Source organism: Microbacterium sp. NPDC089189, from assembly GCF_040685095.1.
GTDB lineage: Bacteria > Actinomycetota > Actinomycetes > Actinomycetales > Microbacteriaceae > Microbacterium.
Genome location: NZ_JBFBHG010000006.1, coordinates 12,386 through 36,683 on the forward strand (window position 1 = coordinate 12,386; position 24,298 = coordinate 36,683).

Annotated in this window: 24 protein-coding genes and 1 tRNA gene; 20 read left to right on the top strand and 5 right to left on the bottom strand. The window is 71.1% G+C overall.

The window, feature by feature from the left end; translation table 11 throughout:
* Positions 1-3: 3 nt before the first annotated feature.
* Positions 4-1,458, bottom strand: a complete 1,455-nt coding sequence (locus AB0N73_RS04825; RefSeq protein WP_363560933.1) for a sugar porter family MFS transporter — start codon at positions 1,456-1,458, stop codon at positions 4-6.
* A 70-nt stretch (positions 1,459-1,528) separates the two neighbouring features.
* On the opposite strand from AB0N73_RS04825, the gene rsmA reads away from it, so the two are divergent.
* Entirely contained in the window at positions 1,529-2,371 is an 843-nt protein-coding gene (gene rsmA / locus AB0N73_RS04830; RefSeq protein ID WP_363560935.1) for a 16S rRNA (adenine(1518)-N(6)/adenine(1519)-N(6))-dimethyltransferase RsmA, read from the top strand.
* 147 nt (positions 2,372-2,518) lie between these two features.
* A complete protein-coding gene (locus AB0N73_RS04835) occupies positions 2,519-3,436 on the top strand; it encodes a phosphodiesterase (protein ID WP_363560937.1) in 918 nt (305 codons plus the stop codon).
* Here the strand turns inward: AB0N73_RS04835 and AB0N73_RS04840 are convergent.
* Positions 3,387-4,964, bottom strand: coding sequence for a stealth conserved region 3 domain-containing protein (locus tag AB0N73_RS04840; protein WP_363560939.1), 1,578 nt, complete (start codon positions 4,962-4,964; stop codon positions 3,387-3,389). The two genes, AB0N73_RS04835 and AB0N73_RS04840, sit on opposite strands and share 50 nt — an antisense overlap.
* An 82-nt stretch (positions 4,965-5,046) precedes the next feature.
* On the opposite strand from AB0N73_RS04840, the gene AB0N73_RS04845 reads away from it, so the two are divergent.
* From AB0N73_RS04845 to AB0N73_RS04880, 8 genes are all read left to right on the top strand, one after another.
* Positions 5,047-6,111, top strand: coding sequence for an aldo/keto reductase (locus AB0N73_RS04845; RefSeq protein ID WP_363560941.1), 1,065 nt, complete (start codon positions 5,047-5,049; stop codon positions 6,109-6,111).
* Positions 6,108-7,040, top strand: coding sequence for a 4-(cytidine 5'-diphospho)-2-C-methyl-D-erythritol kinase (locus tag AB0N73_RS04850; RefSeq protein ID WP_363560943.1), 933 nt, complete (start codon positions 6,108-6,110; stop codon positions 7,038-7,040). Before AB0N73_RS04845 ends, AB0N73_RS04850 begins: the two co-directional genes overlap by 4 nt.
* Positions 7,041-7,073: 33 nt before the next feature.
* On the top strand, positions 7,074-8,390 hold the full coding sequence (locus tag AB0N73_RS04855) for a GNAT family N-acetyltransferase (RefSeq protein ID WP_363560945.1): 1,317 nt from the start codon (positions 7,074-7,076) through the stop codon (positions 8,388-8,390).
* 130 nt (positions 8,391-8,520) lie between these two features.
* Positions 8,521-8,823 (top strand): DUF427 domain-containing protein, encoded by a 303-nt coding sequence (locus AB0N73_RS04860; RefSeq protein ID WP_363560947.1) that lies wholly within the window; start codon positions 8,521-8,523, stop codon positions 8,821-8,823.
* Between the two features lie 19 nt (positions 8,824-8,842).
* Positions 8,843-9,667 (top strand): ATP-binding cassette domain-containing protein, encoded by an 825-nt coding sequence (locus AB0N73_RS04865; protein ID WP_363560949.1) that lies wholly within the window; start codon positions 8,843-8,845, stop codon positions 9,665-9,667.
* On the top strand, positions 9,664-10,356 hold the full coding sequence (locus AB0N73_RS04870; protein WP_363560951.1) for an ABC transporter permease subunit: 693 nt from the start codon (positions 9,664-9,666) through the stop codon (positions 10,354-10,356). The genes AB0N73_RS04865 and AB0N73_RS04870 overlap by 4 nt, the downstream gene beginning before the upstream one ends.
* Positions 10,353-11,099: an ABC transporter permease gene (locus tag AB0N73_RS04875; RefSeq protein ID WP_363560953.1), complete on the top strand. Its 747-nt coding sequence runs from the start codon at positions 10,353-10,355 to the stop codon at positions 11,097-11,099. Before AB0N73_RS04870 ends, AB0N73_RS04875 begins: the two co-directional genes overlap by 4 nt.
* Before the next feature lie 33 nt (positions 11,100-11,132).
* Complete coding sequence (locus AB0N73_RS04880; protein WP_363560955.1) at positions 11,133-12,050, top strand: ABC transporter substrate-binding protein; 918 nt, start codon at positions 11,133-11,135, stop codon at positions 12,048-12,050.
* A 105-nt stretch (positions 12,051-12,155) separates the two neighbouring features.
* On the opposite strand, the gene AB0N73_RS04885 is transcribed toward AB0N73_RS04880, so the two are convergent.
* The 3 genes from AB0N73_RS04885 to AB0N73_RS04895 are packed head-to-tail and all read right to left on the bottom strand — an operon-like array spanning position 12,156 to position 15,035.
* Entirely contained in the window at positions 12,156-13,955 is a 1,800-nt protein-coding gene (locus tag AB0N73_RS04885; RefSeq protein ID WP_363560957.1) for an ABC-F family ATP-binding cassette domain-containing protein, read from the bottom strand.
* 43 nt (positions 13,956-13,998) lie between these two features.
* On the bottom strand, positions 13,999-14,541 hold the full coding sequence (locus AB0N73_RS04890; RefSeq protein WP_363560959.1) for a hypothetical protein: 543 nt from the start codon (positions 14,539-14,541) through the stop codon (positions 13,999-14,001).
* Complete coding sequence (locus AB0N73_RS04895; RefSeq protein ID WP_363560961.1) at positions 14,538-15,035, bottom strand: MarR family transcriptional regulator; 498 nt, start codon at positions 15,033-15,035, stop codon at positions 14,538-14,540. The genes AB0N73_RS04890 and AB0N73_RS04895 overlap by 4 nt, the downstream gene beginning before the upstream one ends.
* A gap of 87 nt (positions 15,036-15,122) precedes the next feature.
* On the opposite strand from AB0N73_RS04895, the gene AB0N73_RS04900 reads away from it, so the two are divergent.
* The 10 genes from AB0N73_RS04900 (at position 15,123) to AB0N73_RS04945 (ending at position 24,285) form a co-directional block, all read left to right on the top strand.
* Positions 15,123-15,194 (top strand) — tRNA-Gln (locus AB0N73_RS04900).
* Between the two features lies 1 nt (position 15,195).
* Positions 15,196-16,665 carry a bifunctional UDP-N-acetylglucosamine diphosphorylase/glucosamine-1-phosphate N-acetyltransferase GlmU gene (glmU, locus tag AB0N73_RS04905; protein ID WP_363560963.1) on the top strand — a complete coding sequence of 490 codons (1,470 nt, stop codon included), beginning with the start codon at positions 15,196-15,198 and terminating at the stop codon, positions 16,663-16,665.
* Complete coding sequence (locus AB0N73_RS04910; RefSeq protein WP_363560965.1) at positions 16,640-17,674, top strand: ribose-phosphate diphosphokinase; 1,035 nt, start codon at positions 16,640-16,642, stop codon at positions 17,672-17,674. The genes glmU and AB0N73_RS04910 overlap by 26 nt, the downstream gene beginning before the upstream one ends.
* Before the next feature lie 227 nt (positions 17,675-17,901).
* On the top strand, positions 17,902-18,390 hold the full coding sequence (locus AB0N73_RS04915) for an FMN-binding protein (protein WP_363560967.1): 489 nt from the start codon (positions 17,902-17,904) through the stop codon (positions 18,388-18,390).
* Positions 18,390-19,247 (top strand): FAD:protein FMN transferase, encoded by an 858-nt coding sequence (locus AB0N73_RS04920; protein WP_363560969.1) that lies wholly within the window; start codon positions 18,390-18,392, stop codon positions 19,245-19,247. Before AB0N73_RS04915 ends, AB0N73_RS04920 begins: the two co-directional genes overlap by 1 nt.
* Positions 19,244-20,812, top strand: coding sequence for a flavodoxin reductase (locus AB0N73_RS04925; RefSeq protein ID WP_363560971.1), 1,569 nt, complete (start codon positions 19,244-19,246; stop codon positions 20,810-20,812). Before AB0N73_RS04920 ends, AB0N73_RS04925 begins: the two co-directional genes overlap by 4 nt.
* An 86-nt stretch (positions 20,813-20,898) precedes the next feature.
* Complete coding sequence (locus AB0N73_RS04930) at positions 20,899-21,804, top strand: ABC transporter ATP-binding protein (RefSeq protein ID WP_363561177.1); 906 nt, start codon at positions 20,899-20,901, stop codon at positions 21,802-21,804.
* An 8-nt stretch (positions 21,805-21,812) separates the two neighbouring features.
* A complete protein-coding gene (locus AB0N73_RS04935; protein WP_363560973.1) occupies positions 21,813-22,568 on the top strand; it encodes an ABC transporter permease in 756 nt (251 codons plus the stop codon).
* Between the two features lie 26 nt (positions 22,569-22,594).
* Positions 22,595-23,683 carry a sensor histidine kinase gene (locus AB0N73_RS04940; RefSeq protein WP_363561179.1) on the top strand — a complete coding sequence of 363 codons (1,089 nt, stop codon included), beginning with the start codon at positions 22,595-22,597 and terminating at the stop codon, positions 23,681-23,683.
* A complete protein-coding gene (locus AB0N73_RS04945) occupies positions 23,680-24,285 on the top strand; it encodes a response regulator transcription factor (RefSeq protein WP_363560975.1) in 606 nt (201 codons plus the stop codon). The genes AB0N73_RS04940 and AB0N73_RS04945 overlap by 4 nt, the downstream gene beginning before the upstream one ends.
* Positions 24,286-24,298: the final 13 nt, after the last annotated feature.

Here is a 24,298-nt window from a genome sequence, read left to right on the forward strand (position 1 = left end):
CTCTCAGGCTTTCTGCGTGGGCTTGCGGACGAAGAGCGTTTCGGTCTGTTCGAGCTCCATGCCCTTGGTCTCGGGGATCTTCCAGAGCACGAAGACGAACGAGAGCGCGGCGAACAGCGCGTACATGCCGTAGGTGAGCGGCAGCGACCACGCCGAGAGCTCCGGGAACGTCCACGAGACGAGGAAGTTCGCGATCCACTGCGCACCGGCGGCGACACCGAGCGCCTTGCCGCGGATGCGGGTGGGGAAGATCTCGCCGAGCAGCACCCAGACGAGCGGGCCCCACGAGGCGCCGAATCCGACGACGAACAGGTTGGCCGCCACGAGCGCCACGGGACCCCAGGCGCCCGGGAGCGAGACGTCCTGGCCGCTGCCCTCGGCGAACGAGAACGCGAGCGCCATGGTGCCCAGCGACAGCGCCATCAGCACCGAACCGGTCAGCAGGATGGGTTTGCGCCCGACCCGGTCCACCAGGAAGATCGCGACCAGGGTCACGACCACGTTCGTCACCGAGGTGATGACGCTCACCAGCAGAGCGTTGCTCTCGTCGAAGCCGACGGCCTGCCAGAGCGTCGTCGAGTAGTAGAAGATCACGTTGATGCCCACGAACTGCTGGAACACCGACAGGATGATGCCGATCCAGACGATCGGCTGAAGGCCCAGCGCCTTGCCGCGCAGCGACGCGCTCTTGTTCTTGCGGTCGTTCTCGATGCCGGCGATCAGCTCGTTCATCGTCTTGTCGAGATCGGCGGCGGGCACCAGGCGCTGGAAGATCGCGCGGGCCTCGTCGTTGCGCCCGCGGGCGAGCAGATAGCGGGGGGACTCCGGCATCGTGAACGACAGGAACCCGTAGACCGCCGCCGGCACGACGCCGATGAGGAACATCCAGCGCCAGGCGTCCAGGCCCCACCACAGCACGTTGTCGGCGCTGCCGGCGATGCCCGCGAGGACGGCGTTGCTCAGCAGCGCCGTGAAGATGCCGAGCGTGATCGCCAGCTGCTGGAGCGAGGCGAGGCTGCCGCGGATCTGCCGCGGGGCGACCTCGGCGATGTAGGCCGGGGCGATGACCGAGGCGATGCCGATGCCGATACCGCCGATCACGCGCCAGACGATGAGGTCGGGGACGCTGAAGGTGAGCGCAGAGCCGATCGAGCTCACGAGGAACATGATCGCGCCGAGGAACATGACCCGCAGACGTCCGTACCGGTCGGACAGGGCACCGGCCAGGATCGCGCCGACCGCGCAGCCGAGCAGGGCGACCGCCACGACGAAGCCCGTGAGGATCGGCTCCTTCGTGTAGTCCGCCTCGATGGACTTCACCGCGCCGTTGATGACGGACGAGTCGAAACCGAACAGGAACCCGCCCACGGCGGCGGCCACCGACAGCGTCACCGCCCGGCGGCCGTAGGGGCTTTTCATCGAGAAGGTGCCCGTGGCGAGGGCGTCGGAGCTGGTCACGTTGGTCACCTTAAACCCTGGGAGAGCGCTGTGGGCAGGCATTGACGCGCGCGCCGTCTAGGGTGAAACCATGACCGTGCAGTTGCTCGGCGCGGCCGAGATCCGCGCGCTCGCCGCCGACCTCGACGTGACCCCCACGAAGAAGCTCGGACAGAACTTCGTCGTCGACGCCAACACCGTCCGCAAGATCGTGCAGGTCGCCCGCGTCACCGCCGGCGAGCACGTCGTCGAGGTGGGACCGGGCCTCGGTTCCCTCACGCTCGCGATCCTCGAGACCGGCGCGAGCGTCGTGGCGGTCGAGATCGATCACCGCCTGGCCGAGCGGCTGCCCGCCACGGCCCGTGCGCACGGCGTGCGCGACGGCATGCTGCGCGTCGTGGATGCCGATGCCCTCCGCATCCAGGAGCTGCCCGGCGAGCCCGCCGTCCTGGTGGCCAACCTGCCCTACAACGTCTCCGTCCCCGTCCTCCTGCACTTCCTCGAGCACTTCCCCTACCTCCAGCGCGGGGTCGTCATGGTGCAGTCCGAGGTGGGGGAGCGCCTCGCCGCCGCGCCCGGGTCCAAGATCTACGGCGCCCCGAGCGTCAAGGCCGCCTGGTACGGGCGGTGGCGCCTCGCGGGCACCGTCTCGCGTCAGGTGTTCTGGCCGGTGCCCAACGTCGACAGCGTGCTCGTCGGCTTCGAGCGGGATGCGGAGCCCCGCGGCGACGAGGCGGAGCGCATCGCCACGTTCCAGATCGTCGACGCCGCGTTCCAGCAGCGGCGCAAGATGCTCCGCCAGGCGCTCTCACCCGTCCTCGGCGGGTCGACGGCGGCCGCATCCGCCGTGCTCGAGGCAGCCGGTGTCGACCCCACCGAGCGCGGCGAGCAGCTGACGGTCGACGACTTCCGCCGCATCGCCGCCGCGCGCTGATCCCCGGCGCTCCCGCGGGCGCGGGCGGCGCGTCGCCGCACGCGATACGCGACGTTCCGCTGGCGTTCAGCCATCGGTAGGGGGAGCGGGAGTAACATCTGGCCCACGATGGGCCCGACCGAACGGGCCCGACGAGGGGAACGGATCATGCGTGCCGGAGAATACCCGGATGCCGAACGCGTCCTACTGCACCTGAGCGACACCCACCTGCGCGCCCCCGGGCCGCTGATCTTCGACCGCATCGACGGGGCTCGCCGCCTGCAGCGGGCGCTCGTGCGGATCGAGGCGAGCGGCGTCCGCCCGGACGGCATCGTCTTCACGGGCGACCTCGTCGACCTCGGCGAGCCGGACGCGTACGCGGCGCTGCGGGGCATCGTCGAGCCCTTCGCGCGGGAGCTCGACGCGCCCGTCTTCTGGGTCATGGGCAACCACGACGACCGCTCCGCGTTCCGCACCGAGCTGTGGGATGCGGCGCCCGACACCGCTCCGGTCGACCGCGTCGACGAGCTCGACGGACTCCGGCTCATCACCCTCGACACGTCGGTCCCGGGCGCACACCACGGCGAACTCCGCCCGGCGCAGCTGGAATGGCTGGCCGAGGTCCTGGCATCGCCGGCGCCGCTGGGCACCATCCTCGCGATGCACCACCCGCCCGTGCCCAGCGTGCTGCCGCTCGCGGCCAGCGTCGAGCTGCGCGATCAGGGGGCGCTCGCACGGATCCTGCGGGGCAGCGACGTGCGCACGATCATCGCCGGGCACCTGCACTACTCCACGTTCGCGACCTTCGCCGGGGTGCCCGTCTCGGTCGCCTCGTCCACCTGCTACGCGCAGGACCTGACGGTGCCGGTGGGCGGCACGCGTCCGCAGGACGGCTCGCAGTCGTACAACCTGGTGCACGTGTTCGACGAGACCATCGTGCACTCGGTCGTGGCGGTCGACGCCCCGCATCCGCTCGAGTACATCGACCCGGACGAGGCCCAGCGGCGCCTCCGCGGCGCCGGCATCGATCAGGCCGTCAGCTCACGACGGATGCCGCCGACCGCTCCCATTCCGATCCTGCACTGACCGCGGGCAGCTCCCACGGCGCGCGCACCGGGAACATGCGCTCGAGCATTCCCGTCACGACCCGCACGCGGACCTCTTCGGGCACCTCGGAGGTGCCGCCGTCGTTCAGGCAGAACATGTCGACGTCGCGGCGCTCCGACAGCCGCTCCATGCGGCGCAGCGAATCGGCCATCGTCGTCTGGTAGTACCGGGTGCGCGGCGCGGTGGTGGCCAGCGCCCGCCCGGTGAACGCGGCGAAGTAGTGGTACAGGCTGTTGGTGACCGAGATGTCGGTCGCGGCGCGGAAGCGCGAGCCGGCCGTGCGGGCGAAGTCCTCGGGGAAGGTGAGCTCTAGCTCCTGCATGACGCTCCGGCGCAGGGGCGTCGCGCAGTGCTCGAGGTCATGCGTGATGGTGCGCCCGAAGCGCTCCCGCAGCAGCTCGCGGTTCACGCGGAGCCCGTTGTCGTGGCCGCTGCGGTGCGTCGCGGGGGCACCGGTGCCGATGCGCACGTCGCACTCGACGAACTGAGAGATCCCGCCGGGCGAGAAGAAGAGCTCGGGCTCGACGGGACGACCGAAGAACATGTCGTCGTTCGAGTACAGGAAGTGCTCGGCGAGACCGTCGATGCGGTGCAGCTGCGACTCGACCGCGTGCGAGTTGTGCGTGGGGAGCGTCGAGGGGTCGGCGAAGAACTCCTCGCTGCGCACGATCGTGACCCGCGGGTCGTCGGCGAGCCAGACCGGCCGCGGCGAGTCGGTCGCGATGAAGATCCGGCGCACCCACGGCGCGTACATGTGGACGCTGCGCAGCGCGTACCGCAGCTCGTCGACGTGACGGTAGCGCGCGGGGCCGTCGTCGCCCTCGCCCACCACGTAGCCCGCCATCTGCGCGGCGCGCTGACGCTGGAACTCGCTCGAGGATCCGTCGACCCACGAGAAGACCATGTCCACCGGATGGGTGATGTCGTGCGGATGCGGGTCGAACATCCCGGCGATCGTCCGCCAGGTGCGACCGTGCCGCGACACCTCGGCGGGGACGACGTCCTCGGCGGCCATGACCCGGCGGGTGAGCGCGTTGGCGTGCGGCGCCTCGACGCTCTCGGCTCCGAAGCGCCAGAACTCCACCCGCACGCCGTGCGAGGGGCCGTAACGGAGCGCACCGGCCAGACGCGGGCGGAACACCCGGAGGGACGAGGGCGTCGTGCTGCGCGGGCGGTGATCGGGCAGCGGGATGGCGCTGAGGCCCTTCGGCTTCGCGTAGAACGGCTCGGTGCGGCAGAGGTCCGACAGCGCCTCCCACGCGACGTCGCGGTCGGCGAGGTCGATGACGAGCGCCTCCTGGCGTCGACCGTGGCGCACGAGGGCGGGCGTGACGCCGGCGGCCTCGAGGGCATCGGCGAGGGCGAGCAGGTCGGCGACCCGGGCCTGCTCGGGCGACAGATCGTCATGTCGCACGTGCAGCATCCCGTGTTCGAGCACGAGGTCCTCGCGAGTGAGGAGGGCGGCCCAGGGGTGGGTACCTGCGGGGAGTGCGGACAAAGAGACCATCTCGGCAGCGTAGCCGTCGCAGGTTACGGGAGGATTTCGCGACGGGCCCACCGCGGGTCGGGCGCGTGGATAGGCTGCTCGTGTGACCGCGCCCCGAATCCGCCCCGACGTCCCCGAGATCCACCGGCCGTACACGGCATCCGAGGAGCGGTACCGCGCACTCGGCTACCGCCAGGTCGGCACCTCCGGCCTGTATCTGCCGCCCGTGTCGCTCGGGCTGTGGTGGAACTTCGGTGACAACGTCGCCTTCGACCGCCAGCGCGAGATTCTCCGTCACGCCTTCGACGTGGGCATCACGCACTTCGATCTGGCCGACAACTACGGGCCGCCCTACGGCGCCGCCGAGACGAACTTCGGTCGCATGATGCGCGAGGACTTCGGGCGCTACCGCGACGAGCTCATCATCTCGTCCAAGGCCGGTTGGGACATGTGGCCGGGGCCTTACGGCGACTTCGCCTCGCGCAAGCACATCATCGCCGGCGCGGAGAAGTCGCTCCAGCGCATGAACCTCGACTATGTCGACATCTTCTACTCGCACCGGGTCGACCCGGTGACACCGATCGAGGAGACGATCGCGGCGCTCGACACCCTGGTGCGACAGGGCAAGGCGCTGTACGTGGGCATCTCGTCCTACAGCGCCGAGCGCACCGCGGTGGCATCGGCCGTGGCGCGGAGCCTGGGCACGCCGCTCGTCATCCACCAGCCCGCGTACTCGATCCTCAACCGGTGGGTCGAGGACGGCCTCACCTCGGTGCTGCGGCAGGAGGAGATGTCGGCGATCGCCTTCACCCCGCTCGCCCAGGGGCTGCTCACCGGCAAGTACCTCGGCGACGGCCGGGGCCAGCGCTCGCAGAACCGGTCCTCGCTGTCGGACAAGCCGCTCTCGCACGCCACGATCGCGGCCCTGCGGGGGCTGAACACCGTGGCGAAGGAGCGCGGTCAGACGCTCGCGCAGATGGCCATCCAGTGGGTGCTGCGTTCGCCCGTCGTCTGCTCGGCGCTCATCGGCGCCTCGAGCGTTGCACAGCTCGACGAGAACATCGCCGCGCTGCAGGGGCCGGCGTTCGACACCGAGGAGCTGGAACGCATCGACGCGCTCGCCGAGGGCATCGACGTCGACCTCTGGGCGGTGTCGTCGAAGCTGTGAACACGTCCCAGCGGTCCGCACGCGTGCATGTTCGCGCCCCGGGGAAGATCAACGTCTTCTTCGAGGTCGGCGCGGTGCAGCAGGACGGCTACCACGACGTCGCCTCGGCCTACCAGGCGGTGTCGGCGTTCGAGGACGTCTGGGCCTCGCCGGCCGACGACATCACGATCTCCGTCACCGGCACCGTGGATGTGGCGGGTGTGCCGCTCGACGACCGAAATCTGGCCGTCCGGGCCGCACGGCTGCTCGCGGTCGAGACGGGATGGCGCGGCGGGGTGCACCTCGAGGTGCGCAAGGGGGTGCCCGTCGCCGGCGGCATGGGAGGCGGATCCGCGGATGCCGCGGCCGCGCTCGTCGCCTGCGACGCCCTCTGGGGCACGGGACTGAGCTCGTCGCAGCTGCAGGCCCTGGGCGCACGACTGGGCGCGGACGTGCCGTTCGCGCTGATGGGCGGCACGGCGATCGGTGTCGGACGCGGCGACGAGCTGAGTCCGGCGCTGGCCCGCGGCCGCTTCGACTGGGTGACGGTGACCAGCAGCGACGGCTTGTCGACGCCCGAGGTCTACCAGGCGCTCGACGAGCACCGCACCCGTCACGCCGTCGACATCGGGCCGGCGGTGCGCAGCCCCATGGTCGACGCGGCGGTGCTGCACGCCCTCCGTGCCGGCGACGCCGCGATGCTGGCCGAGTGCACGCGCAACGATCTGCAGGTGGCGGCGTTGAAGCTGCGTCCCTCGCTCTCTCGCACGCTGGAGGCCGGTGAGCGTGCGGGCGCGCTCGCCGGTATCGTGTCGGGGTCGGGTCCGACCGTGGCGTTCCTCGCCGCCGACGCGGAGGCGGCCATCGAGCTGCAGGTCGTGCTGAGCGCGAGCGGCCACGTCGCGCACCATGTGCACGGGCCCGTCCCCGGCGCACGCATCGTCGACTGACAGCCCCTCGGGGCGGGGAGGACGCAGAAGAACATGGACGAGACCCTGGTCTCACGCCAGCACGACGGACCCGTGGATGCGGCATCCGCGGCACGGCTCGAGGAGCGCGGCCTGCGCCTGACGCGGCTGCGCAACGAGGACCGCGCGGAGTACGAGGCCTGGCAGTCGGCGGTCATGCGCGGCTTCCTCGAGCACGAGCCGTCCGAGGAGCAGCGCACCGCCGGGTTCGAGCGGATGGGGTACCGCCGCCTGGTCGCCGTGCTCGACGACGCGGGCGTCGAGCCCGCGGTGCCCGTCGCCACCCTCGGATCGTGGGTGGGGGAGCTGACCGTTCCGGACGGCGTGCTCGACTCGTGCGGCATCAGCTCGGTGACCGTGTCGCCGACCCATCGGCGCCGCGGGATCGCCCGCGCCCTGCTGGAGGGGGAGCTGCGCACCGCCGCCGCCCTCGGCCTCCCGATCGCGTCGCTCACCGTGAGCGAGTCGCCGCTGTACGGCCGCTACGGGTTCGCACCCGCCGCGGACGTCTCGTCGCTCGTGCTCGACGTCAAGCGGGCCGCGTGGACCGGGCCGACCGCTCCGGGCCGGCTCGACTTCATCTCGCGCGAGCGGTGGCGCGAGCAGGCGCCCGATCTGTTCGACCGCGTGCGGCGGGCGACCCCCGGCGAGTTCACGATGCCCGGCGGACACTGGGACCGCTTCGCCGGCACACGCCCCGACGCCGACAAGCCCGGGCGCCTGCGGGCGGTGCAGTACGCCGACCCGGAGGGCCGGGTCACCGGCCTCGCGCTCTACAGCGTGACCGAGAACAACGACGACTACACGAAGTCGAGCGTGGACGTCTCCTCGCTCATCGTCGCGGACGACGAGGCCTACGCCGCGCTCTGGCGTTTCTTCGTCGAGATGGACCTCATCGGCACCCTGCGGGCGAGCGAGGTCTCGGTCGACGAGCCGCTGCTGTGGATGATCGCCGACCGCCGCGCCGCGACGGTCACCGTCGTCGACCACCACTACGTGCGCGTGCTGGACGTGGTCCGGGTGCTCTCCTCGCGCCGCTACGCCGCACCGGGGCGGTTCGTGCTGCACGTCGAGGATCCCCTGGGCATCGCGGGCGGCACCTACACGCTGACGGTGGGCCCCGACGGGACGGCGACCGTCGTCGCGGATGAGGATCCGGACGCGGACGCGGTCGCCGTGACGCTCGGCATCGCGGAGCTCTCCGCGCTCGTCCTCGGCCAGGTGTCGGCGCTGACGCTGTCGGCGGCCGGGCGGCTGCAGACGGACGACGCCCGCGCGCTCACCCGGACGTTCCGCTGGGACGAGCCGGCGCGGCTGAGCTACTGGTACTGATCGGACCCCGGGCGGAGCGGTGTTTGCACATCGCGTCATCCAGTGCAACACCGGCCCCGGTGTCCGCGGGCGCCGGTAACGTGTGACATCACCCGCGACCGCGGGCGATGATCGCGCCCGGGAGGCCGCCATGAAAGCACGACTGGGTGACACACTGATCGCCGAAGCAGGCGAAGACGAGCTCGTGCGCATCGAGGGCAACTGGTACTTCCCGCCGGCGAGCATCACGCCCGGCGTGCTGGTCGAGAGCCCGACGCCGTACACGTGCGCCTGGAAGGGTGCGGCGCAGTACTTCAACGTCGTCGTCGACGGTCGTGAGATCGCGGACCTGGCCTGGTCGTACCCCGACCTCAAGGACGGCGCCGTCGAGAAGGTCGGCACCGACTTCGCCGGATACGTCGCGTTCGCCAAGGACGTCGAGATCTCGGACTGAGCGGCGAGGGGCAGAACGCGTGATCGAGTTCCGCGGCGTCACCAAACAGTTCCCGGACGGCACGAAGGCGGTCGACGACTTCGATCTGGTGATCCCGTCGCACAAGACGACGGTGTTCGTCGGGTCGTCGGGATGCGGCAAGACCACCCTCCTGCGCATGATCAACCGCATGGTCGACCCCAGCGCGGGCACGATCGAGATCGACGGCGAGGACGTGTCGTCGGGGTCGCCGGTGGAGCTTCGCCGCCGCATCGGCTACGTCATGCAGAACTCCGGACTGCTCCCGCACTTCACGGTGGCCGAGAACATCGCCACCGTCCCCGTGCTGCAGGGCGTCCCGCGGCGCCAGGCGCGCACGCGCGCGCTCGAGCTCATGGAGACCGTGGGACTCGACCCGCAGATGGCCGACCGCTACCCGGCGCAGCTGTCGGGCGGTCAGCAGCAGCGCGTCGGCGTGGCACGCGGGCTCGCGGCCGATCCCAACATCCTGCTCATGGACGAGCCGTTCGGCGCCGTCGACCCGATCGTCCGCGCCGAACTGCAGCAGGAGCTCATCCGGCTGCAGCGCGAACTCGACAAGACCGTCGTGTTCGTCACGCACGACATCGACGAGGCGTTCCTCCTGGGCGACCAGGTCGTGATCCTGGCCAAGGGGGCTCAGAAGCTCCAGGTCGGCACCCCGAGCGAGATCGTCGAGTCGCCGGCGGGCGATTTCGTGTCGGCCTTCATTGGCGCCGACAAGGGCAAGCGCGCGCTGCACCTGCGCCGCGCCGGCGGACGGACGGTCGTCGTCGACGCCGAGGGGCGCACCCAGGGCGCGCTCGTGGACGAGCCCGCGCCGTGAACTGGGTCGTCAACAATCTGGAGCTGATCGGGCAGCTCACGCTCACCCATCTGCGGCAGAGCGTGATCGCGCTGGTGATCGGGTTCGTGATCTCCATCCCGCTCGGCTGGGTGGCGTGGCGCTACCGGCTCGTGCGCAGCGGCGTCATCACGATCACGGGGCTGCTCTACACGGTGCCCTCGCTCGCGCTCCTCATCCTCCTGCCCAGCGTCACCGGGTGGTACTCGTTCATCAGCGAGACGAACCTGATCGTCGCGCTCACCATCTACGCCATCGCGATCCTCGTCCGCTCGGTCGCCGACGGGCTGGACTCCGTCGACCCGGCCGTCCGGCAGGCGTCGACCGCGATCGGCTACGGCAGCTTCCGCCGGTTCTGGGCCGTCGATCTTCCGCTGGCGGGGCCCGTGATCCTCGCCGGGCTCCGGGTCACCGCCGCATCCACGATCTCGCTCGCGACCGTGGGGATCCTCGTCGGGATCACGAACCTGGGCTACCTCTTCACGAACGGCCTGCAGCGCCGCATCATCCCCGAGGTCCTCGCGGGCGTGGTGGCCGTCGTGCTGCTCGCGGTGCTCGTCGACCTCGTGCTGCTGCTCGCCGGCCGGGCGATCCTGCCCTGGACCCGCCGCATCCCGACCGCGCGGCGGCCCCGCCGCACGACGTCCCGCCCGGTGGGAGCGGCCGCATGAACCTCTTCGCGGACGCCATCGCCTGGATCTTCTCCGGCGAGCCGGGCCGGGGTCTGGCGTCGATCCCCATCGCCACCCTGCAGCACCTGATCTACACGGCGGTATCGGTCGTCGTCGCGGGGCTCATCGCCATCCCGCTCGGGTGGTACATCGGGCACACCGGCAAGGGCCGCGAGTTCGCCGTCGCCGTGTCGGGCGCGGCCCGCGCCATCCCGTCCTTCGGCCTCCTGATCCTGCTGACCCTCATCTTGGGCGTGCTGCACAAGCCCGAGGCCGCGGTCATCACCTTCGTCGTCCTGGCCATCCCGTCGCTGCTGGCGGGCGCCTACACCGGGTTCGAGGCCATCGACCGCCGCGTCATCGACGCGGGGCGCGCGATGGGCATGACGGAGTGGCAGATCCTATGGCGCATCGAGGTGCCGCTGGGGCTGCCGCTGCTGGTGGGCGGCATCCGGGCGGCCACCCTGCAGGTCGTCGCCACCGTCACGATCGCCGCGTACATCGGCCTCGGCGGGCTCGGGCAGTACATCATCACCGGGCTCGCCCTGCAGCGCCTCGAGGTCATCATCGGCGGCGCCATCCTCGTCGCCGTGCTGGCGCTGCTGCTCGACGGCCTCTTCGCCGCGCTGCAGCACGCCGTCGTGCCGCGCGGGGTGAAGGCCGTCGCCGTGAAGCCCGGTTCGACCTCGTCCCGCCGCGCGCGTCCGCGCGCCGCGGCATCACCGTCGCCCGTCTCGGGCTGACCCGTCCCTGCACCCACCGAGAAAGAGGAACCCATGTTCACAGCACGCACCAGGAAGGGCCTGGTCGGCTTCGCCGGCCTGGCGATCGCCGCTCTCGCGATCGCGGGCTGCTCGTCGAGCAACCCGTTGGACAACGAGGAGACGGCCGCATCCGGCGGATCGGACGGCGCCGTCGTCGTCGGTTCGCAGGCCTACTACTCGAACGAGATCATCGCCGAGATCTACGCCCAGGCGCTCGAGGGCGCCGGCGTCGAGGTCGAGCGCCAGTTCAACATCGGCCAGCGCGACGCCTACATCCCGCTCCTCGAGAGCGGCGAGGTGAGCCTGTTCCCCGAGTACTCCGGCAACCTCCTGCAGTTCTTCGACGAAGACACGACGGCCCGCACCGCCGACGACGTCTACGCCGCGCTGCCGGGCGCGCTCCCCGAGGGCCTCGAGGTGCTCGACCAGTCCACCGCGAGCGACCAGGACTCCTACACGGTCACCGCGGCGTTCGCCGAGCAGTACAACCTCACGACCATCGCGGACCTCGCGAACGTCGACGTGCCGCTCACCCTGGGCGGCCCGGCCGAGCTCGCCGAGCGCCCCTACGGCCCCGACGGCCTGGCGGCGACCTACGGCGTCGAGGTCGGCTTCTCGCCGACCGGTGACACCACGGTCGAGGACCTCGTCGCCGGCACCGTGAACATCGCCAACGTGTACACGGCCGACCCCCGCATCCAGACGCAGGACCTCGTCGTCCTCGAGGACCCCGAGGGCCTGTTCCTCGCCTCGAACGTCGTGCCCGTCGTTAACTCCTCGGTCGCCGCCGAGGTCGCCGACGTCATCAACGCCGTCAGCGCCAAGCTCACGCCCGAGGGCCTCGTCGCCCTGAACGTGCAGAGCACGGAAGACCAGCTCTCGCCCGCCGAGATCGCCACGCAGTGGCTCGAGGAGAACGGTCTGAGCTGACCCACCCCGCACGACGACGGGCCCCCGGAGCGCACCGCTCCGGGGGCCCGTCTGCGTTGTCCGCACGGCGCGCCGGGGCGGCCGTGCGGGTCCCCGGGTGCGCGGTCAGGCGTCGAGGATCTCGCCGAGTTCGAGCCAGCGCTCCTCGAGGGTCGCGGTCTCGGCCACCAGCTCGTCGCGGCGGCGCTGCAGGGCCTGCAGGGCGTCGTAGTCGTCGTGCGCGGTGGCGAACTTCGCATCGAGCGTCACGATCTCGCTCTGCACCTTCGTGAGGCGCCGGTCGATGGCCGCCACCTCCTTCTCGGCGGTGCGGCGGTCGGCGCCCGAGAGGCCGGGGGATGCGGCGGCGCCGCCGCTCGGACGCTGCCGCTCGGCGCCGGTGCCCCGGGGCTGGTCGGCGCGCAGCGTGAGGTACTCCTCGACGCCGCCCGGAAGGTGCCGCAGGCGTCCGTCGAGGATCGCGTACTGCTGGTCGGTCACGCGTTCGAGGAAGTACCGGTCGTGCGAGACGACGATCAGGGTGCCCGGCCACGAGTCCAGGAGGTCCTCGAGGGCGGCGAGCATGTCGGTGTCGAGATCGTTGGTCGGCTCGTCGAGGATCAGGACGTTGGGCTGCGACAGCAGCACGAGCAACAGCTGCAGGCGGCGTTTCTGGCCACCCGAGAGGTCCTTCACCGGGGTGGAGAGCTGCGCGCTGGCGAAGCCGAGGCGCTCGAGCAGCTGTCCGGGGGTGAGCTCCTGCGCCTTCGAGCCGGCGCCGAACGTGTAGGTCGTGCGCAAGCCGTCCAGCACGATGCGCACGGGCGAGGCCAGATGCTGGTCGAGCTCGTCCATCCGCTGCGAGAGAGTCGCGACCTGCACGGTCTTGCCGCGCTTGACCCGACCGGTCGTGGGCTCGAGGATGCCGGAGATGAGCCCCAGCAGCGTCGACTTGCCGGCGCCGTTGACGCCGAGCACCGCCGTGCGCTCGCCGGGGGCGATGCGCCACTCGATGTCGCGCAGCACCTCGCGCTCGTCGTACGAGACCGACACGTCGAGGATGTCGACGACGTCCTTGCCGAGTCGTGACACGGCGAGCGAGCGGAGGCTCACCGCGTCCCGGATCTCGGGGACGTCGGCGATCAGCTCGTTCGCCGCGTCGATGCGGAACTTCGGCTTGGCGGTGCGGGCGGGGGCGCCGCGGCGCAGCCACGCGAGCTCCTTGCGCGCCAGGTTCTGGCGCTTCGCCTCGATCGTTGCGGCCTGGCGGTCGCGCTCGACCCGCTGCAGGATGTAGGCCGCGTAACCGCCGTCGAACGGCTCGACGATGCGGTCGTGGACCTCCCACGTGACGGTGCAGACCTCGTCGAGGAACCATCGGTCGTGCGTGACGACGAGCATCCCGCCGGCGCTGGGCGCCCACCGGCGCTTGAGGTGCGCGGCGAGCCAGGCGATCGCCTCGACATCCAGATGGTTGGTCGGCTCGTCGAGCGCGATGACGTCCCAGTCGCCGGCGAGGAGCGCGGCGAGCGAGACGCGGCGACGCTGGCCGCCCGAGAGGGTGGCGACGTCGGCGTCCCAGTCGAGGTCGCCGAGCAGGCCCGCGATGACGTCACGTACCTTCGGGTCGCCCGCCCACTCGTGCTCGGGGCGGTCGGCGACGACCGAGAAGCCGACGGTGCGCCCGTCGACGAGGGTGTCGGCCTGGTCGAGAACGCCGATCGTCACGCCGCCGCGCACGGTCACGCGGCCGGCGTCGGGTTCGAGTCGCCCCGCGAGCATCGCGAGCAGGCTCGACTTGCCGTCGCCGTTGCGGCCGACGATGCCGATGCGATCGCCTTCGTTCACGCCGAGCGAGACGGAGTCGAAGACGACTTTGGTCGGGAATTCCAGGTGCAGGGCCTCAGCCCCGAGAAGATGCGCCATATCCCGTCCAGGCTAGGCCAGATGCGGGCGGTCGGCGGCGAGGTCAGTGCAGCGCGTACTCGAGGATGATGATCGCGAAGCCGAGCACGCCCGTGCCGAGCCCGCCCAGCACGCGGATGACGACGGGTGAACCGCGACGGCTGTAGGCCGCGTATCCGAGCACGGTGAGCATGGCCACCGCCGCCCACGACGAGAAGCGGTACGCGTCGTCGCCGCTCATGTGGGTGAACGAGCCGATGACCAGGATGATGATCGAGGGCAGCGCCGCCCACAGCATGCCCGAGGAGTGCCGGAGCGCGTGCAGCAGGGAGCGGCCGAAGCCGTGCTCCCCGTGATCGGTCAGGGTGTGGGCGAACACGTGCGCCGCGTAGAAGATGAGCAGCGCCGGCACCGCGTCCCACAGGATGTCGGCCGCGTCGATGAGGTTGCCGTCGTCGTCGGTCTCGTCCGAGGCGATCGTGATGAAGGCGGTGAAGACGATGAGGCCGTAGATCGCGGTGGCCGAGCGGAAGCGCACATCCACCCAGTGCGACACCGCCTCGCGCCGGGTGCGGGTCGGACGGGCGGCCGGGGTGTCTGCGGTCATCGATCGAATCCCAGGGAGAGTTTGCGGAGCAGTCCCGCAAGACGGTCGCGGTCGCCGCGCGAGAGACGCTGCAGCAGCAGGGCCTCGGCGTCGACCAGGCGGGTGATGGCCGCATCGACGCGGATGCGGCCGTCCTCGGTCAGCGTCACCAGCACGCTGCGCCCGTCGGCCGGGTCGGCCTCGCGGTGCACGAGGCGTCGCGCGACGAGCCGGTCGATGCGGTTGGTCATGGTGCCGCTGGAGACCAGGGTCTGCAGCAGCAGCTGCTTGGGGCTCAGCTGGAACGGCTCGCCCGAGCGGCGGAGCGCCGACAGCACATCCCACTCCCATGACTCGAGGTCGCTGCGGCGGAACGCGTCACGGCGGGCGCGGTCGAGGTGGCGCGAGAGGCGGTCGACGCGCGACAGGACCTCGAGGGGGGAGAAGTCGAGGTCGGGCCGCTGCGCGGTCCACGATCCGACGATGCGGTCGACCTCGTCGGACTCGTGCGCCATGAGCCCATTATCGAGGTCTCGGCGCGCCGGTGCGAGCAGGCGCGAGATGGCAGACTGGAGCGGTCGCCTCGCGGGTCGTGGCGGCGGTCCGCCGTGGTGTAACGGCAGCACGACAGCCTTTGGAGCTGTTAGGTCCAGGTTCGAATCCTGGCGGCGGAGCATGTCGGAAACCGGAACGACCCCCCTTGCCGTGATCGTGCTGGCCGCAGGCCAGGGAACGCGCATGCGCTCCCGGCTGCCCAAGGTGCTGCATCCGATCGGCGGACGCCCGCTCGTCGGCCACGTGCTGGCCACGGCGCAGGCGCTCGCACCCGTGCGGATCGCGGTCGTCGTCCGGCACGAGCGCGACCGGGTCGCCGAGGCCGTGGGACGCTCGACCCCCGAGGCCGTCGTCGTCGACCAGGACGAGATCCCGGGCACCGGACGCGCGGTCGAGCTGGGGCTGGCGGGACTCGGCGACTTCGCCGGCGACGTCCTGGTGCTCAGCGGCGACGTTCCGCTCCTCGAGGTGGCGACCCTGGAAGGCCTCGTCGCGACCCACCGCGGCCGCGACGCGGCGGTGACGCTGCTGAGCGCGGTGCTGGCCGATCCGACCGGCTACGGGCGGGTGCTCCGCGATGCCTCGGGCGACGTCGAGCGCATCGTCGAGCAGAAGGACGCCACCGATCACGAGGCAGAGGTCGCCGAGATCAACGCGGGTGTCTACGTCTTCCGCGCGGACGCGCTGCGTCGCCACCTTCCCGACGTCGGCCAGGCCAACGCGCAGGGCGAGAAGTACCTGACGGATGTCGTGGGGCTCGCCCGACGCTCGGGTGAGCGCATCGCCGTCGGCCAGGCACCCGACCCGGCGGCCGCTCTCGGCGTGAACGACCGCGTGCAGCTGGCCGAGGCCGCGCGGCTCCTGAACGCCCGGACCGTGCGTCGCTGGCAGCTCGCGGGAGCATCGATCCTCGACCCCGCCGCGACCTGGATCGACGTGGACGCCTCGCTCGCCCCCGACGTGACCGTGCTGCCCGGCAGCTACATCCTGGGGGCCACCTCGATCGCGGCGGGCGCGGTCATCGGCCCCGACACGAGCCTCACCGACTGCGAGGTGGGGGAGGACGCGGTCGTCCGTCGTACCGACGCGACCCTCGCCGTCATCGGGCCGCGCGCGAGCGTCGGTCCTTTCTCGTACCTCCGCCCCGGGGCGACCCTCGCCGCGGGCGCCAAGGTGGGCACCTTCGTCGAGGTCAAGAACTCGCAGATCGGCGAGGACAGCAAGGTTCCCCACCTGTCGTACGTGGGCGACACCACGATCGGTCGTGGCGTGAACCTCGGCGCGGGCGCCATCACCGCGAACTACGACGACGTCACCAAGCACCGCACCGAGATCGGCGACGAAGTGCACACCGGCTCGCACAACGTGTTCGTCGCGCCGGTTAGAATCGGAGACGGCGCGAAAACCGGTGCCGGAGCCGTGATCCGCAAGGATGTTCCGGCCGGCGCCCTGGCCCTCAGCGTCGCCCCTCAGCGCAACATCGAGGGATGGGTCGAGAACAACAGGCCGGGCACGGCCGCCGCAACAGCGGCGGAGAACGCACGGACGGCACAGGAAACGGGCCATGGCACGCAAAGACAAGAAGGTTGACCTCGACCGGGAGCGCGGAATCGCCCCCGGACTCGTGGCGAAGACCAAGAAGCGGCTCGTGGTCGCGGGCGGACGCTCGCACCCCGAACTCTCGGCGGCGGTCGCGGAGCAGTTGGGCACGGAACTCGTGCCCACCGAGTACCGCACCTTCGCCTCCGGCGAGATCCTGACCCGGTTCGAGGTCTCGATCCGCGGCTGCGACTTCTTCCTCATCCAGTCGTTCGGCCCCCCGGTCAACGAGTGGATCATGGAGATGCTGATCATGCTGGATGCCGCCAAGCGCGCATCCGCCAAGCGGATCACCGTCGTCGCGCCGTACTTCCCGTACTCGCGTCAGGACAAGAAGGGCCGTGGCCGCGAGCCCATCAGCGCCCGGCTCGTCGCCGACCTCATGAAGACCGCCGGCGCCGACCGCGTCATGAGCGTCGACCTGCACGCCGCGCAGATCCAGGGCTTCTTCGACGGTCCCGTCGACCACCTCTTCGCCAAGCCCGTGCTGCTCGAGCACTTCGAGAAGACGCTCAGCCCCGAAGACCGCGAGAAGCTCACGGTCGTCTCGCCCGACACCGGCCGCGTGCGCGTGGCCGACACCTGGTCGGACAGCCTGGGTGCGCCGCTGGCCATCATCCACAAGCGTCGCGACCCGAACGTCGCCAACCAGGTCACGGTCAACGAGATCGTCGGTTCGGTCGAGGGGCGCGTGTGCCTGCTCGTCGACGACATGATCGACACGGGCGGCACGATCGTGAAGGCCGCGCAGGCGCTGAAGGCGAGCGGCGCCGAGCGCGTCATCGTCGCGGCGACGCACGCGATCTTCAGCCACCCGGCCGTCGACCGGCTGCAGGACGCCTCGATCGACGAGGTCGTGGTGACCGACACGGTGCCGCTGCCCGATGAGAAGCGCTTCCCCGGGCTGACGGTGCTGCCCATCGCCCCCCTCCTCGGGCGCGCGATCCGCGAGGTCTTCGAGGACGGCTCGGTCACGAGCATGTTCGACGGCGCCGCCTGATCGCACGCTCCTCCCTGTTGCCCGTCGGCCTCGCCGGCGGGCAACAGTCGTTTCCGGGCGCGAGCGGTCACAGTCGGCAAGGCGAGAGCAGATTCAAAGGTGACGCAAAAGTGGCTCGGTCAGGATCGTCCATGTCGCCGCATACATCGCGGCGGCACCGACAGCGCGAGGGACGTGACCGACACCGTCGGCCGTCGCCGCGAGGCACCGCATCCAGGAGGACCGTCATGATCCGCACCAACGCCGTACCCCGCCCCGTCCGCACCACCGCTGCCCTCGTCGGGGTCGCCGGCGCCTTCGCGCTCGCCGGCTGCGCGACCGACACGGCAGCCACCACCGAGTCCGACGCTACGTCCGCCCCGCAGTCCACCGCCGCCTCCACGCCCGCCGCGTCCAGCGACGCCGCGACCGGTTCCGGCTCCTACGCCGACGGCACCTACACGGCCGAGGGCACCTACCAGACCCCCGAATCGGTCGAGACGATCTCGGTCACCGTCACCCTCGAGGGCGACGTCATCACCGACGTCGAGGTGACCGGAGACCCGCAGGCCCGCGAGTCGCAGCAGTACCAGTCCGAGTTCATCGGCGGCATCTCCGGCGAGGTCGTGGGCCAGAGCATCGACGACATCTCGGTCGATCGCGTCGCGGGCTCGTCGCTCACGAGCGGCGGCTTCAACCAGGCGATCGAGGAGATCAAGTCCGAAGCAGCGGTCTGATGACCGACACCTGGCGGTTCGACGCGATCGGCACCCGCTGGGAGATCGAGACCGCCGCGCCGCTCGATGCATCGGCGCGCGCGGCGGTCTCGCGGGCGATCGACGGATTCGATCTGTCGTGGTCGCGCTTCCGCGAGGACTCGACGGTCGGCCTGCTGGCGCGGCAGGGCGGCACGGTGACGGCCCCCGCTGACACGGCCGACATGCTCGCGCTGTACGCCGCGCTCTCCGATGCCACCGGGGGAGCGGTCAACCCGCTCGTCGGCGACAGCCTGGCGCGCCGCGGCTACGACGCGGGGTACTCGTTCGTCGACCGGGGCGCTGCGGCCGCCCCCGCTGACTGGCAGCAGATCGTGCGGTGGGACGCCGACACCCTCGGGCTCGCGCAACCGGCGACGATCGACGTCGGCGCGCTCGGCAAGGGGCGCCTCGCCGATATCGTCGCCGACGTCGTCGCCGGGTCCGCGACGGGTCCGCTCGTCGTGGATGCCGGAGGCGACATCGTCGTGAGCGGGCGCACCCTCCGCGTGGGGCTCGAGCACCCCTACGACCCCCGCCGTGCGATCGGGGTCATGGAGGTCTCGGACGGGGCGCTCTGCGCCTCGGCCACCAACCGGCGCGCCTGGGGCGAGGGACTCCACCACGTGCTCGATGCCCGCACCGGCGTGCCCGTCACGCGGATCGCCGCTACCTGGGCGTCGGCCGCCGACGGCATGCGCGCCGATGCCGCGGCCACCGCATTGTTCTTCGACGGCGGCCCGGCCCTGGCCGCCGAATGGGGGGTGTCGTGGGTGCGGATGCGCACCGACGGCACCGTCGAATGGTCTCCGGACCGGAAAGCGGAGTTGTTCCTATGATCGCCTCGTTCATCAGCGCCTGGAATCGGGTGGGCGCGCTGCTCGGCCGGGTCTCCATGTACCGGCTCGTGCTCTCCGCGCTGGGCCTTCTCGCGCTCATCGCCTTCGTCCTGTCGTTCCTCGAGCTCGTCGTCCCGACGCCGTGGGAGCTGCTGGCGACGGCGGCGGTCCTCGTGATCGTGAGCGTGGGCGCGGATGCGGCAGCGCAACGCCTCCTGCGCCTGCCGGTGCGCGCCGAGTCGTCGTTCATCACCGCCGGCATCCTGCTGTTCGTGCTGCGCCCGACGATCGAGCCCATCGGCCTCGTCGGCATCGCGATCGCGGCCCTGGCCGCGTCCGTGTCGAAGTACCTCCTGGTCTGGCGCGGCCGCCACATCTTCAACCCGGCCGCGGTGGGTGCGACCGTCGTCACGGTGATCGCCGCGCTCCTACCCCTCGACGCCGGCATCGGCGGCGCGGCGTGGTGGGTCGGCACGCCCGTCCTGTTCGGCCCCGTGCTGCTGCTGGGGCTCGCCGTGCTGTGGCGCACCGAGAAGGTGCGCATCGTCGGGCTGTTCCTGGTCGTGGCGATCGCCGTCAACCTGGTGCGCGTCGTCGTGCAGTACCAGCAGGCCGGCATGGCGCTGGATGCGGGCGTCGTGCTCGCCCAGGTCATCACCGCATCGCCGTTCCTCTTCCTCGGCGCGTTCATGCTCTCCGAGCCGCTCACGCTCCCGCCGCGACGCTGGCAACAGCTCGCCGTCGCCGCGGTGGTCGGCGTCCTGGCCGGCTGGCCCATTCCGATCGGCTACATGACGCTGGGGCAGGAGCGGGCGCTGCTCATCGGCAACCTCGTGGCGTTCCTCCTGTGCCTGCGCCACGCCGTGCGGTTGCAGCTGGTCGCGACGCGAGCCCCATCGCCGACGGTCCGCGAGCTCACGTTCCGTGCGGCTCGACCGCTCTCGTTCACCGCAGGCCAGTACCTCGAACTCGATGTGCCGCACCGCAAGGCCGACGCCCGCGGCACCCGACGTGAGTTCAGCATCGTGTCGGCGCCGGAGGATCTGCCCGAGGTGCGCGTCGCCTACCGCGACGGCACCGGATCGCAGAGCTCCTACAAGCGGGCGCTCGCCGCCGTCGAGCCGGGTTCGACGCTCGCGGCGACGGGCGTGTGGGGGGACTTCATCCTGCCGAAGCAGACCACGACCCCGATTCTCATGGTGGCCGCGGGCATCGGCGTCACGCCGTTCGTGTCGCAGCTGCGACACGTGACGGCCGCGGGCGAGCGCCGCGACATCGTCCTCGTCTTCGTCGCCTCGGATGCGTCGCAGCTCGTGTTCCGCGACGACATCGCCGCGTCGGGCGTCCCCGTGATCGTCTTCACCAAGGACGAGCCCGAGAACCTGCCCGTCGGCTGGACGTGGGCGGGCGGCATCCGCATCGATCACGCGGCTCTCGAGCGCTTCGTCCCGGATCTGGACGCGCGGCACGCCTATGTGTCGGGGCCGCCGGCGCTCATCGCCGACCTCGCCCCGGCGCTGGAGAAGAGCCGCTCGATCACGACGGACGCCTTCGCCGGGTACTGACCCGCGTGACATCCGTCATGGGCGGCGGGTGACATTCAGGCGAGGTGCGCCCGACGGCGGGGCGTCACGCTGGAGTCATGACACAGATGAAGACTCCGGCCGTGGAGGTGACGGGCGTCGCGCGCTGGTTCGGCCACGGTGAGACCAGGATCCGCGCGGTCGACGACGTCAGCCTCCGCATCGAGCAGGGCGAGGTCGTGGCGCTTCTCGGTCCCAACGGCGCGGGCAAGACGACGACCCTCGACATGCTGCTCGGCCTCGCCGAGCCGAGCGCCGGCACGATCTCGGTGCTCGGCGCCGCCCCTCGCTCGGCAGTCGGTGCAGGCAGGCTCAGCGCGGTGCTGCAGACCGGCGGGCTGCTCGCCGATCTCAGCGTGCGCGAGACGGTCGAGGTGATCGCCGGTCTCCATCGGGCGTCGCACCGCGTCGACGAGGTGCTCGAACGCGCCGACCTCACCGCGCTCGCACGTCGTCGGGTGGGCAAGTGCTCCGGCGGGGAGCAGCAGCGGGTGAAGTTCGCGCTCGCCCTCGTGCCCGACCCCGATGTGCTCGTGCTCGACGAGCCGACCGCCGGCATGGACGTGAACTCCCGCCGCCGCTTCTGGGAGGTCATGCGCGCCGACGCCGATGCCGGACGCACCATCCTGTTCGCGACCCACTACCTCGAAGAAGCGGAGCTCTTCGCGCCGCGCACGATCGTGATGAATCGCGGAAGCATCGTCGCGGATGCGGCGACCGCCGAACTCCGCGGCTCGCTCGGCGGACGTGCGGTATCGGCGACCCTGCCGGCCGACGTCGGGCGCGTGGCGCTCATCGAGGAGCTTCGCGCCGAGGCAGCCGTGTCCGACGTGGACGTCGAGGGCGGACGGCTGATCGTGCGCACGGCCGAATCGGATGCCCTCGCTGCACGCCTGCTCGCGATGGGCGCGACCGATCTCGAGATCACCGCGCCCACCCTCGAATCCGCGTTCGCCGCACTCACGGAGGCGTGATCATGTCGATGACCTTTTCCCCCACGCTGTACCGCATCGAGGGGATCCGGCAGCTGCGCAACCCCTACACGCTCGCCTTCACGCTGGCGATGCCGGTGGCGATGTACCTGCTGTTCGGTGCGGGGATGGCCTACGGCTCGCAGAGCGTCGGCACCGCGAACGTCTCGTTCTACGTGATGGTGTCGATGGGGGCGTTCGGCACGGCGACCGGCATGAGCTCGCTCACCTCGCTCGCGGCGTCCGAGGTCGGTCAGGGCTGGGGTCGACAGCTGGCGATGACGCCGCTGACGACCGCCGGCTACGCGCTGACCAAGCTCGTGAGCGCGGTGACCTTCTCCGCGGCATCCGTCGCCGCCGTGTACGTCGCCGGGATGCTGACGGGTGCCGAAGCCGACGACGCGTGGCGCTGGTTCGCCGCCGCCGCGATCACCCTCGCGATCGGGCTGATGTTCGGTCTCTACGGACTCGGGGTGGGGCTGACCTTCAACTCGGACTCGGCCGCGGCGCTCGCCTCCATCTCGATCACCTTCTTCGGGTTCTTCGGCAACGTCTTCGTGCCGCTGGAGGGCGTGATGCTCGACATCGCGAAGTTCACGCCGATGTACGGGTTCGTCGCGCTCGTGCGGTGGCCCGCGACCGACGGCGCGCTCGTGGCGGGCGGCGCGGACTCGATCTGGCTGGTGCTGCTGAACGTGGCCGTGTGGGCCGGTCTGTTCGCCCTGCTCGCGCGGCTCGGTGTGATGCGCTCGCGCCGCCGCCGATGAGCTGCGCTCGATAGGCTCGGTGGGTGATGGCAGCGGCGGAGAAGGCGCACGCCAGCGGCGGACCGTGGGCGCGGTGGGGATGGCTCATGGCCGTCATCTGGATGGTCTTCCTGATCTACCCGGTGCTGGCGCTTCTCGAATCGGACGCCTCGGGCGCGCTGATCGTGCTGGGGTGGGCAGCGCTCGTCGCGTTCGCGGTGCTCTACGTCACCGGCTTCGTGCTCGGGATGAAGGCGGGGTGGGGGCCTCCGGCGCCCAGCGTGCTCGCGATCTTCTGGGCGTCGGTCGTGTGCGTCGCGCTGTTGATCCCGGCGATCGACACGGGCGTGCTGAGCTTCTTCCCGTTCCTGATGTCGTTCGCCTCCTACGGGTTGCGCGGCGCGTGGCACTGGGCGGTGACGGGCGCGGCGATCGGCATCGCGCTCGTCGTGATCGTCGTGACCGACCGGTTCGCGTACCACGCCACGATCCTGGCGATCATCGTGATGATGGCCGTCGTCAACACCATCAATACGTGGCTGATCAGCCGGTCGGTCGCGGACGACGCGCTGCGCGTGCAGCTCGCCACCAGCGAGGAGCGCGAGACCCTCGCTCGCGATGTGCACGATCTGCTCGGTCATTCGCTCACGGTGATCAAGCTCAAATCCGAGCTCGCCCAGCGCCTCGTCGAGCGCGACCCGGCGCGCGCGCATGCCGAGCTCGAGGAGATCTCCCGGCTCGCCGGTGAGGCGATCGCCGGGGTCCGTGCCACGGTGACGGGGCTTCGCGGTGCGACGCTCGCCGACCAGGTCGAAGCGAGCCGCAGAACCCTCGAGTCGGCCGGGCTCACCGTCGAGGTCGACGGCGCCGCTGAGGCGTTGACGCCCGCGCAGGCGCTCCCGGCCGGATGGATCGTGCGCGAGGCGACGACGAACATCCTGCGTCATGCGGACGGATCCCGTGTGCACATCCGTCTCGCGCCGGGAACCGTCGTCGTCGAGGACGACGGACGCGGGGCGAAGGGCGCCGTCGGAAACGGCATCCGGGGGATGGCGGAGCGCGCCAGCGCGGCGGGGGCGACCCTGCGCGTCGAGGACCTCGCGACCAGCGGCACGAGGGTGAGCGTCACGTGGTGATCCGTCTGCTGCTGGTCGATGATCAGGCGCTCGTGCGCGGGGCGCTCGGCGCCCTGCTGGAACTCGAGGACGACCTGGTGGTGGTCGGTGAGGCGGGAGACGGCGACGCCGCCGGCATCCGGGCGGCGGAGCTCACCCCCGATGTCTGCCTCATGGACATCCAGATGCCGCGCACCGACGGCATCGAGGCGACGCGCGCGGTTCTCGCTGCCAGCCCGGCAACCCGGGTGCTGATCGTGACGACCTTCGCGAGGCCCGGCTACCTCCGCGGTGCGCTGGATGCCGGCGCGAGCGGGTTCATCGTGAAGGACGCACCGCCCGAACGACTCGCCGACGCGGTGCGCCGCGTGCACGCGGGGCTCCGCGTCGTCGACTCGGCGCTGGCCGAAGCCTCCCTGTTCGACGGCGCGAACCCGCTCACCGAGCGCGAGCAGCAGGTGCTGCGTCTGTCGGCGGACGGCCGGCCGATCGCGCGCATCGCCGCCGAGGTGTTCCTCTCGGCGGGCACCGTGCGCAACCACCTGTCGTCCGCGATCGGCAAGACCTCAGCGGCGAACAGGGCGGAGGCCGCGCGCCTCGCACACGACAAGGGCTGGATCTAGCGCGCCCGGCACC